Below are 10,595 nucleotides of genomic sequence, written 5' to 3'. Positions count from 1 at the left end.
TTAACTTAGCGGTATTGGGCGAAAGCCTGGACACCAACACGGTTGCTCAGGGCATCTCGTTTTGGATCAACGCGACTGTATCAGGGCTCCCATCAAGTCGCTTCGCCATTGTTTCTTGTCCAGATCGTAGATGCCGAATCCGGCGGCAAATTCCCAATACGCCCAACTCATCTGTTGACGCTCGGCCTCTTCGACGACCGTCCGGGTCCAACGCACACGGCTCTCTTGCGGCGCGGCGCTGTAGGCTCCGAACTCGCCCAAGAAAATCGGACGTGAGTGTGACTTGCCCCACTCGGCGGCTTGCCGAATCTCATTCGCCAGCGCCGCGCGTTCTTCTTCGCTGCCCCATGTTTGCCCGCGAATCGCCCGCACCCTCGGTCCGGCCCAAGACGCTCCTTGATGGGTGAACTCGTGCGGGTTGTACATGTGAACGGTGACGATCAAGTTGGGATCGGCGGGAAGATCAAGCTGCGGTAACGTGGCGATGTTATTCCACCGGGGCGGGCCAACGATCACCGGCCGCGTCGGATTGCTCGCCCGAACGGCGGCCAAACCCTGACGCAAGATGTCGTTCCAATGGTCATTCAATTGGTCGTGCGGTTCGTTGTGCAATTCGAAGTACAGCCAATCGCCCCGCGACCGATATCGCTCGGCGATCTGCTTCCAAATCGCGCTGAATCGTTCCGCATGCGATTGAGGCTGACTGTCCAGCCCATCGTAGTGATGAATGTTGAGGACCACGTTCAGCGTTTCCTGTTCGGCCCGATCGAGCCACCGGTCGACGCGAGCGAAGAAAGCGGGTTCGATGGTGTAGGGTGCTTCGGTGGCGGCGTAGTCTGACCATTTGATCGGGATCCGAATGCTGGCGAATCCTGCCTGACGGATCAGCTTCAGGTGCGATTCCACGATCTCGACGCTCCAGTTCTGGTCGCGTGGGACTTCCAGAAAGTTGCCAAGATTGACTCCGCGCCCCAACCGCCGATTGGCCTCAAAAATATCGCTCCGTTGAGTCTCCTCGTTGGGGCTCTCCTTGGGTTCCACGGCGGACAGCGTGGATCCCGCCAACGCAACGAGCAGGACTGTGAATCGGATCCATCGACTAAGTGTGTTCATCATTTCGACCTCGATACCAATCATGAAGGCGTCGTTTTGGCGGCCTGTGTGCTGGCCGACGTCACCGGAATCGGATCAGTATAGCCATCGTCCCCACCGTTTTTCTGGCGGAGTGGATCATCAGGCGGAACGGCGGGGCAAATTGATTTACAATCGTGACCGGACTCCAATCGCGGCCCCCACCCGTTACGCACGCCGACCCCCACGACGCACCGATGAAACACTTTTTCTTGTCCCTTGCGTTGACCGCGATTTCCGGCCTCTGGCTTGGCCCTGGCGTTTCGAGCTTGATCGCCGATGCCCCGCGACCCAACATTCTTTATTTCTATGTCGATGACATGGGTTGGGGGTCGATCGGCCCGAACGGCCAAGCCGATCGCCGCGCAAAGAATCTTCCTTCGGTGCGAACACCCAACCTGGATCAACTCGCCGCGCGAGGATTGAATTTCACACGCGGCTATGGATGCCACGTCTGTTCGCCTGCCCGATCATCACAGCAATCAGGGTTCCACCAAGGGCATACGTTCGCCGATCGCAATGACCCCAACAACGCAAAAAAAGCGATGCGGGCGGATGATATTTTGATGGGGGATGCGTTGTCGGCGGCCGGCTACGTGACGGGATACTGGGGAAAATGGGGATACGGAGGCTCCAAGGACCAGGCCAACCCCGTCATCGACAACGTGCAAACGTTGCCCACCTCGCACGGATACCGACACGTTCTTGCCGAACTGCACCATGTTCGGGCGCACACGTTCTTTCAGCCGACCTTGTGGAGCGCGCCCGCATCACCCGGTGCCGTCGGCGGCATCGAGCTGATCCCGAACTCAATGGCCCGCTACCAGGGTCGCGCGAACTATCCGAACACGCTGGCCCTGCAAGATCACCCCGACTATCCCAAGACGGCGTACTGCGATGACTGCTACGCCTTCGCCGCATTAGACTTCGTCCGCGATCAGGGACAACACTACAACCGATCCGGCCGGCCGTTCTTTGGCTTGCTGGCGGTGCAAATTCCCCACGCCCCGTTCGGTGAAATCGAGCGTCTGCCCGAGTGGGACCAAGCCTACGCCGACGACCCGCACTATGCGAAACTCGCCGACCAGACACGTCAATGGGCCGCGATGGTCACGCGCATCGACGCCCACTTCGGCAATATTTTGGCGGCGTTGGAAGACCCGAACAACGACGGGGACAAATCTGACTCCATTGCCGACAACACGCTGGTGGTCTTTCAAAGCGACAACGGCGGTCCGGGCGGCAAAAACCTTGTCGAACTCGACGCCAACGGCGGGCTGCGGGGGACCAAGGGCAGCATCCAGGAAGGCGGCATCCGCGTGCCGTTGCTGATGCGTTGGCCCGCCATGATTCATGACCAATCGACTCTGAAAGCTGGCACCGATGTTGATCACGTCGTCGACGTGACCGACTTGCTGCCAACCTTCTGTGAACTCGCCGGCGTCGAGGCGCCCCTGAGCATCGATGGCGTCTCCCTGGCGCCGACGCTGACCGGCAGCGGCCAACAACGCACACGCGACTTCATCATCCACGAAGCCGGCAACGGCCAATCGATCATCCGCGGCACTCAGAAATTGGTGCGGACCAAGAGAGGCCTGGAGCTCTATGATCTCCAATCCGACCACGCCGAAGCCAACGACATTGCCGCCGCGCATCCCGAACGGGTCAAAGAACTTGAAACACTGTTGTTGGGCGAGCGGGTCGATGAGCCACGTGGATTCGCCAACACCTATCATCATTGGACGGGGAAAGACGGTGCGTCGACCTCCGACGCCGCCAACTGGTCTGACTACCGTTATGCCAATGCGGGTATCACGTACATGACCGACGACGGTGCACCGCAATTGTCGTGGACCGCTCGCATCGACAACAAGGGCGATCATCCCAACACCGCCCACGCCGACCGCGACGTGGAATTCCTGGGTCTGGAAATCCGCGGTGGGGCTTCAAAAAACGCTGCCCAGTTGCTGACGCTCGGGCCAAACGTGAACCTGACTGGACGCAACGAAATTCGAATCGGGCCGAATGGGACGGTGTCGTTGAACGAGGGAACGATCTCGACGCTTCGCTGGATCGAAGTTCAAGCGGAAGGTGCGCTCGAGGGCACCGGCTCGATCGAGGGTACGGTGTACAACGACGGAACGGTCAGTGTGGCGGGAACCGACCGGCCACGATTGAACATCGTGGGCGACTATCACCAACCCGATCAAGGCACACTAAGCCTCGCCGATGTCGGCCAAACGCAGCCGGCGGTACAAATCACCGGAACGGCGTCACTGGGGGGCGAACTGGTCGTCGCGACCGGAGGCGGGTTCAAGCCGATCCCCGGTCATTCCTGTGTGATCATCACGGCGGACCGAATCGACGGAACGTTCAGCAATCCTGAAAACGAAGTCGTTTGCGCCGACGGAACGCGATTGACGATCGAATACTCTGACCATCGCGTCTCGCTACGGTCTCATTGAACGCCTGAGCACAACGGGAGGACTCTGTTTCATGTCGAATGGCTCGATCGAAGACGCATTGAGAATCACGCTGGCGGATTATCGTTTGACACGTGGCGAGAAACAAGCGCTCGCCAAAGTCGTCGAAAAGGTCGGTGGCGATGAACGGCAATTGGCATTCGCCCGCAACTTCGCATTCAAGCTGGTGCGAGAACAGCTCGGTGGTCCGAACGATGCCGACCTGATCGACTGGTTAGAAAACGTCCTGAAGGTGCTGGTGCCGAAAGACGCCCCGGATTCGGGTGCAATCCGATCCGAAGCGTTTTTTAGTCCCAGCGACGAATGCGTTGCTCGAATCAATCGTTTGTTCCAGTCATCGCGCAAGTCGGTGGATGTCTGTGTCTTTACGATCACCGACGACCGGATCAAAGACGCGATCCTGGCAGCACACCGCCGGCGGGTCGCCATTCGAATCATCTCCGACAACGACAAGTCCACGGACCTGGGATCCGACATCGACCAGTTGGCACGGCTGGGAGTCCCGGTCCGCGTCGACCGCACTGACTACCACATGCACCACAAGTTCGCGATCTTCGACAGGCGACAATTGCTGACCGGAAGCTACAACTGGACCCGAAGCGCGGCGAAGTACAACGAGGAAAACTTTATTGTCACAGGCGACGCGGCGCTGCTGGGTTCTTTTCGCAAGGCGTTCAACAAGCTTTGGCAGGAGTTGGGGAGTTAGGGACGCGGTCGACGGGGCAAGGGGATGGCAGAATAATACGGGGCAGAATGATGAAGAGAGGGAGGGAGATAAGGAGACAAGGAGTTAGGGTGGAGCAACAGATCAGAACAATATCATTCTGCCACCCCATGATTCTGCCTTCTCATCGTTTTGCCACCATCGTTTTGCCACCATCGTTTTGCCCCCATCGTTTTGCCCCCATCGTTTTGCCCCCCTCACGCCTCGTCACTCCCCTTTGTAGCCTCGCCACATCCAGACCAAGGTATCGGCGAGGGTGTGTTCGAAGACTCGTCGGTCGCAGTGTCGTGAGGCGCGGCTGAAGACGAATCGATAGTCGTAGCCTTTGGCTTTCAGTGCCGCGGCGGTCCGTCGGTTGGCCATCACCCAGTTGTGGTACGTCTCTTCGGGATCGTTGGCACGATTATCGTTTTCGGCCACGTGCGTGAAAATTCGCAACGGTTTCTTTTCACTGTTCTCGATCAACTTCAGGCCGGAATGGTATTCCCAGGCACCCAGCGGGTACTCCGCCTCTTCGGCCGCGTCATCGTCTTGCTGGTCGACGAAGGTGCCGGAATAAGTGATCAGACGACGGAAGAGATCGGGGCGGAACCAGCCCATCGTCAGCGCCGCGGCGCCACCGCTGCTGCATCCCATCACCGCTTTGCCCCAGGGATTGTCCGTGAAGACGATGTTCGGATAGGCGGCTTTGATTTCAGGGTTGTTGAGCACCGCCGGCAAGACTTCGTCGTTGATGAAACGGGCCAGACGGTCCGACATCGTGTCGTATTCCAGCCCTCGTTGGCTGCCGTAGCTATCGTTGCCACCGTTTTGCACGGCGATCGCGATGAAGGCAGGAAGTCGGCGGTCGGGATCCGTGGAAATCGTCAGGTTGTCCAGAGCGTTGCGGACCAGGTCCAATCGACTGGGGCCGTCATGCGTCACCAGGATCGGGGCTTTGGTGCCGTCGCGATACGCAGCCGGAACGTAGACCCAAATTTTCCGCTCGGTTCGAACCGGCTTCTTCGGGTCCAGGGTTTTGTCGTCACCCCGGAAGATGTTGCTGTCGGCCAAACGCATCGAAAACTCGAATAGCTTGCCCTTGGGGTTGCCGCGATCGGTCAAGTCGGGATCGATGCGGTAGTCGGGACCGATCGTGTAATCGCCGTTGCCTTCGGTCCCAGGATTCTCCTGGTATTCTTCGGCGGTTCCCGGCATCGGCAACACGGTCGCCGCTAGCAGGATCAAGATGAAAACGTGGAACGGTATGACGTGGGTGCTTATCGGATGGTTCATGTTGCCAGATGTTGGTTTAAATGGTTCCAGGGGGCGGGACTCGATGGGTGGCAGAATGATAGGTGGCAGAATGATGGACGTGGGGAGAAGGGGCAAAACAATGGAGGCAAAACGATCAAAAAGAAGCCCCCGGCAGCAAAGCACTCGGCAAGCCGCCCGATCATCGCACCATCATTCTACCCCGTTTCATTTTGCCTTCTTATCGTTTTGCCCCCATCGTTTTGCCCCCATCGTTTTGCCCCAATCGTTCTGCCCCACTACAGCATCCCTGCATCTTCAACCTCCCCCATCTCGATCCTTTCCGAGCGGATGTTTCTCCGGGTCGATGATTTCCTGAAACCCATTGAGCACGACGGGGACGCTTTGGTGAAAGCAAACGACGTTCAGTGAAGCGATGTTGCCGAAACAGCTTCATTTCCCCCGCCGAGAACTCACCGTATTGGATCAGTGACCGGCCGATATACAAGTCATTGGCATTGACCAGGAACCAGCCGTCGCGGCCTTTGACCAATTTGTTCCAGTGGTCCAACTGGGTAACTCGTTCCATTTCCTTTATCCTCTGCGAGTCTCCGTCGAACCGGAGATTGATCTTTTACGTATTTCCGTCTGTAATACCGTTTCAGGCCGCCCGGTCAGGATGCCGGCCGAATTGACACGCACCGTTTTCATTGCGGAGACCATGAACGCACCCCAAATAGACGAACAGATTGCCAAGTACTCGCAAATGTGCAACCGTCTGGCGGACGAGGTCGGGCGACTGCTGGTCGGGCAGGAAACGATGGTTTCACGTCTATTGATCGGATTATTGACCGGGGGGCATGTGTTGCTCGAAGGCGTCCCCGGGTTGGCAAAAACGCTGACCGTCAGCAGTCTGGCCCAGGCGATCCGGACCGATTTTTCACGCATTCAGTTTACGCCGGATATGCTGCCGGCGGATGTCATCGGCACCGAAGTTTTCAACCCCAAAGAAGCGACGTACAGCGTCAAACGCGGGCCGATTTTCGCCAATTTAATTCTGGCCGACGAAATCAACCGCGCCCCGGCCAAGGTCCAGAGCGCCTTGCTGGAGGCGATGCAGGAGCGACAGGTCACCATCGGCACCGAGACCTTCAAGTTCCCCCACCCGTTCTTGGTGATGGCGACGCAGAACCCGATCGAGCAAGAGGGGACGTATCCGTTGCCCGAGGCTCAGGTCGACCGATTCATGCTCAAAACCAAGATCGATTATCCGTCTCGTGAGGACGAGCGAAAGATCGTCGACCGGATGGCCGGCGGCAAAGCGATCCCTGAAATCTCGGCCGTCACATCGCCCGACGAAATCATGGAAGCCCGTGCGGTGGTCGAGAAGATTTGGTGCGACGACAAAGTCCGTGATTACGGCATCGACGTGGTCCGTGCGACACGTGATGCCGTCGGATCCGGAGTCGCGGCGTTGGAAAACATGATCGAAATGGGGGCCAGCCCACGCGCTTCGATTTTTCTGCTCAAAGCCGGCAAGGCACACGCGTTCCTGGAAGGACGCAGCTATGTGACGCCGCACGACATCAAATCGTTGGCCCCGGACGTGTTGCGGCACCGCGTCGTGTTGACCTACGAGGCGGAAGCCGAAGGCAAATCGGTCGACGACGTGATTCGCCAGATTTTGGACAACGTCCCGGTGCCTTGACTGGCACACCATTGGACCGCCCCTCGCTTCGCTCGCCCCACCTGCCAGGAGGGTGACGCACGAAACGGCACGACTTCCACGGCAGTGGGAGGAAATTACGTTACGGCAAATCATTACTGATTTTCGCAAGCTGGAAGCTTACGCCACTTTTTATGTTGCCTCGCGAAGTCATTCGAAGAGTCCGAGAGATCCAAGTTCGAACCGGTCGCCAAGTGGCCGATGTTCTCGCCGGGCAATATGTCTCGGTGTTCAAAGGCCGCGGCATCGAGTTCGACGAGGTTCGACCGTACATCCCCGGCGACGACGTGCGGACGATTGACTGGAACGTGACCGCCCGAATCGGTGAACCGTTTGTCAAGCGATACGTGGAAGACCGACAATTGACATTGATGGTCATGGCCGACGTGTCCGCCTCCCAGGATTTCGGTTCGGGCCAGCGGAGCAAACGTGACGCGACAGCGGAACTGAGCGCGCTGTTGGCGTTTTCCGCCACACTCAACGACGACAAGATCGGACTGACGCTCTTCCACGGCGCGATCGAACAATACATTCCGGCCCGCAAAGGCCAGCGACATTCACTGCGGGTCATCCGCGAAGTCCTGGCACACGGAAAGGTGGAAACCCAGACGCCGCGAAAACGCCGCCGTTGGCTGCCGATGGGACGCCGCCGCGCCTGGTGGCGAACCGGACGCCAAGCGACCAACATCGCCGGCGCGATGCAGTTTCTGATGTCCGTCACCTCGCGGAAATCGATCTGCTTTGTCATCAGCGACTTCCTAGGCGACGGGTTCCTGGAAGCCATGCAAAGTGCCAATCGCAAACACGACGTGATCGCGGTGTTGGTCACGGACCCCAAAGAACTGGAGTTTCCCAGCGTCGGCTTGGTCAATCTGGAAGACGCCGAAACGGGGCGTGTGGTTCAATGCGACGCGGGATCGAAAACGTTTCGCGATCATGTGGCCGCGGCCGCCGAAAAACGAGTCGAGGACCTGCGCCGCAGTTTCGGCCGGTCCGGGATCGATTTCATCCACATCGATGCACAAGGCGACGTCGTCGACCCGCTGGTGAAGTTTTTCCGCATGCGTCAACGGAGGATGCGATGATGGACGTCAAGTGCGATGTCGGTGCAGTGCCCCACGATTCGACCTCCCCTCGCTTCGCTCGACCCTCCTGCCAGGAGGGTGACGGGAGAACGCGCGACGATTTTCGCCGTCGGCAACACTGCCACCGTTTTCGGTTTACACCACTGCTGCTGGCCATCCTCGCAACCCTGGCACCATCCGCCTCCGCCGAATCGATTCAGCAACAACGGCAATCGGGACCGGTGTCCATCGAAGTGACGCTGGAACCGAAAGAGCCGGTGATCGGGGACACCCTCACGCTCTCCATCGAAGTGACGGCTGAAAAGGACGTCGAGGTCTTGATGCCTGATTTCGGCGACGCGTTGGATCGTTTTTCCATCGTCGATTTTGCGCCTCGCGAGACGATCGATGATGCGGGCCGAACGGTTGCCAAACAAACCTATCGACTCGATCCGCCCTCCTCGGGCCGACACGTGATCCCGCCGATCTTGATCGAATACGTCGACCGACGCCCCGGCCAGCAACAGGCCCCCGAGGGCTTGGACGCCTACGAAGTCCTGACCGATCGCATTCCGTTCGACGTCGCGTCGGTGCTGCCCGACGACGCGGCGGTCGATCTGAAACCGCCGATGGAGCGGTTGGCCCCGATCCAACCGCCGGCACCGTCGCGATGGCCGATCGTCGTTGCGATGCTGGTACTTGCGCTGGTGTCGCTACCGTTTGTCTGGCGAGCCATCGCGGCGGCACGGCGACGCAAGCGACGGCGATCGGCCTACGACGTCGCAACGGCTCGATTGAATAAGCTGTTGCGGGAACCACGATCGACGGGACCGCAAATCGATGAGTTCTATGTCGGACTGTCCTACATCATTCGCAAGTACATCGAAGACCGATTCGAAATGCGCGCGCCCGAGTTGACGACCGAAGAATTCCTCGCGTCGATCGGACAGTCACCGGATTTCTCGGCCGACCATCAAAGCCTGTTGCGCGAGTTCCTTCGCCAAGCCGACTTGGTGAAGTTTGCCCGCGCCCAACCGTCGGGCGATGAGATCGAACGAGCGATCGGCAACGTCCAGCGTTTCCTGGAAGACACGCGCGAAAACGCCCCGATGATCAGCGACGAGTCTGCCGAGTCGGATTCCGAGCACGAGACGCCGCCAGAAAGTGCAGGGCCGAAACGTCAGATCGAGGAGGCCGCACATGGGTGAGATCGAACTGCGTGACCCCGCGTTTCTGCTGCTCGCACTGCTGGCCCCCCTCGTGTTTTGGCTGGCCCGCCACAACCCGTCGCGGATCCGTTACTCCTCGGTCGCGATCGTCGAGGCCGCACCACGATCGCTGCGTGCGAGACTGGCGGGACTGCCCGCGCTGCTGATGGCGTTGGCGGTGTTGCTGATATCCGTGGCGTTGGCGGGACCACGGACGCCTGACGCGGAAACGAAGGTCAGCCGCGAAGGCATCGCGATCATGATGGTGCTGGATCGCTCGGGATCGATGCAAGCCCGCGATTTGGTCAAAGACGATTACAGCGTCGATCGGTTGAGCGTGGTCAAGGATGTCGTTCGAGGTTTTGTCTTGGGCGAAGGCGAGTCGGCCGGAGAAGGGCGTCCCGATGACACGATCGGATTGATCGCCTTTGCGGGCTACGCCGACAGCCTCTGTCCGCTGACCTTGGACCACGGCAACCTGACGACGATGGTCAATGATCTGGAAATCGTTTCGACGCGTGAAGAAGACGGCACGGCGATCGGAGACGGGTTGGCGTTGGCGGTCGAGCGGCTGCGGCGGAGCGACGCCAAGTCGAAGGTGGTGATCATGCTGACCGACGGGGCTCACAACGCCGGGGTCGTCGATCCCAAACAGGCTGCGGAGGTCGCTGCGGCGAGCGACGTGAAAGTTTATTGCATCGGCGCGGGAACCCAGGGGCGAGCGCCGTTTCCCGTCCAGGATCCCTTCACCGGTCGGACCGAATTGCGGCTTTTCGATGTCGATCTGGATGAAGACACGTTAAAAATGATTGCCGAGACCACGGGCGGTCGCTACTTCCGCGCCACCGACCGCGAATCGCTCGGTGAAGTGTACGCGGAGATCGACGCATTGGAGCGAACCAAGGTGACCGAGTTTCGCTACTTGCAATACAACGAACACTACCGATCCTTCTTGCTCGCCGGTCTGTTGATGGTCGGCGTCGCGGCAACTTCCAAGGCCAGTTTGTTCAGGACGCTTCCGTAAAG

8 protein-coding genes are annotated in these 10,595 nt (G+C 59.2%); 6 read left to right on the top strand and 2 right to left on the bottom strand.

The features are described from left to right. Nucleotides 1-66: 66 nt before the first annotated feature. Nucleotides 67-1,116: a glycoside hydrolase family 5 protein gene (locus NZK35_RS24080; protein WP_259635076.1), complete on the bottom strand. Its 1,050-nt coding sequence runs from the start codon at nucleotides 1,114-1,116 to the stop codon at nucleotides 67-69. Between the two features lie 212 nt (nucleotides 1,117-1,328). Between NZK35_RS24080 and NZK35_RS24075 the strand changes: the two genes are divergently transcribed. Together NZK35_RS24075 and NZK35_RS24070 are read left to right on the top strand one after the other, a co-directional pair. After that, nucleotides 1,329-3,596 (top strand): sulfatase-like hydrolase/transferase, encoded by a 2,268-nt coding sequence (locus tag NZK35_RS24075; RefSeq protein WP_259635075.1) that lies wholly within the window; start codon nucleotides 1,329-1,331, stop codon nucleotides 3,594-3,596. Nucleotides 3,597-3,627: 31 nt separating this feature from the next. Beyond that, the gene (locus NZK35_RS24070) at nucleotides 3,628-4,320 is read left to right on the top strand and encodes a phospholipase D-like domain-containing protein (protein ID WP_259635074.1); all 693 of its coding nucleotides are present in this window, start codon (nucleotides 3,628-3,630) and stop codon (nucleotides 4,318-4,320) included. Between the two features lie 225 nt (nucleotides 4,321-4,545). Here the strand turns inward: NZK35_RS24070 and NZK35_RS24065 are convergent, their stop codons facing one another. Beyond that, nucleotides 4,546-5,535: an alpha/beta hydrolase gene (locus NZK35_RS24065; protein ID WP_259635077.1), complete on the bottom strand. Its 990-nt coding sequence runs from the start codon at nucleotides 5,533-5,535 to the stop codon at nucleotides 4,546-4,548. 757 nt (nucleotides 5,536-6,292) lie between these two features. Here NZK35_RS24065 and NZK35_RS24060 point away from each other — a divergent pair. The 4 genes from NZK35_RS24060 (at nucleotide 6,293) to NZK35_RS24045 (ending at nucleotide 10,593) form a co-directional block, all read left to right on the top strand. Beyond that, on the top strand, nucleotides 6,293-7,279 hold the full coding sequence (locus NZK35_RS24060) for an AAA family ATPase (protein WP_095737955.1): 987 nt from the start codon (nucleotides 6,293-6,295) through the stop codon (nucleotides 7,277-7,279). 152 nt (nucleotides 7,280-7,431) lie between these two features. Continuing rightward, nucleotides 7,432-8,382 carry a DUF58 domain-containing protein gene (locus NZK35_RS24055; RefSeq protein WP_259635073.1) on the top strand — a complete coding sequence of 317 codons (951 nt, stop codon included), beginning with the start codon at nucleotides 7,432-7,434 and terminating at the stop codon, nucleotides 8,380-8,382. Next, a complete protein-coding gene (locus NZK35_RS24050) occupies nucleotides 8,379-9,569 on the top strand; it encodes a DUF4381 family protein (protein WP_259635072.1) in 1,191 nt (396 codons plus the stop codon). The genes NZK35_RS24055 and NZK35_RS24050 overlap by 4 nt, the downstream gene beginning before the upstream one ends. Then, the gene (locus NZK35_RS24045) at nucleotides 9,562-10,593 is read left to right on the top strand and encodes a VWA domain-containing protein (RefSeq protein WP_259635071.1); all 1,032 of its coding nucleotides are present in this window, start codon (nucleotides 9,562-9,564) and stop codon (nucleotides 10,591-10,593) included. The genes NZK35_RS24050 and NZK35_RS24045 overlap by 8 nt, the downstream gene beginning before the upstream one ends. Nucleotides 10,594-10,595 lie beyond the last annotated feature (2 nt).

Source organism: Stieleria sedimenti (assembly GCF_025060895.1).
GTDB classification, from domain to species: Bacteria; Planctomycetota; Planctomycetia; order Pirellulales; family Pirellulaceae; genus Stieleria; species Stieleria sedimenti.
This window is presented reverse-complemented; position numbering and strand designations above follow the sequence as displayed.

Excerpts from the sequence above, each read along its gene's own strand:
- NZK35_RS24060 (WP_095737955.1), top strand. The coding sequence starts at position 6,293 with ATGAACGCACCCCAAATAGACGAACAGATTGCCAAGTACTCGCAAATG.
- NZK35_RS24075 (WP_259635075.1), top strand. The coding sequence starts at position 1,329 with ATGAAACACTTTTTCTTGTCCCTTGCGTTGACCGCGATTTCCGGCCTC.
- NZK35_RS24070 (WP_259635074.1), top strand. The coding sequence starts at position 3,628 with ATGTCGAATGGCTCGATCGAAGACGCATTGAGAATCACGCTGGCGGAT.
- NZK35_RS24045 (WP_259635071.1), top strand. The coding sequence starts at position 9,562 with ATGGGTGAGATCGAACTGCGTGACCCCGCGTTTCTGCTGCTCGCACTG.
- NZK35_RS24055 (WP_259635073.1), top strand. The coding sequence starts at position 7,432 with ATGTTGCCTCGCGAAGTCATTCGAAGAGTCCGAGAGATCCAAGTTCGA.
- NZK35_RS24065 (WP_259635077.1), bottom strand. The coding sequence starts at position 5,535 with ATGCCGGGAACCGCCGAAGAATACCAGGAGAATCCTGGGACCGAAGGC.
- NZK35_RS24050 (WP_259635072.1), top strand. The coding sequence starts at position 8,379 with ATGATGGACGTCAAGTGCGATGTCGGTGCAGTGCCCCACGATTCGACC.
- NZK35_RS24080 (WP_259635076.1), bottom strand. The coding sequence starts at position 1,116 with ATGATGAACACACTTAGTCGATGGATCCGATTCACAGTCCTGCTCGTT.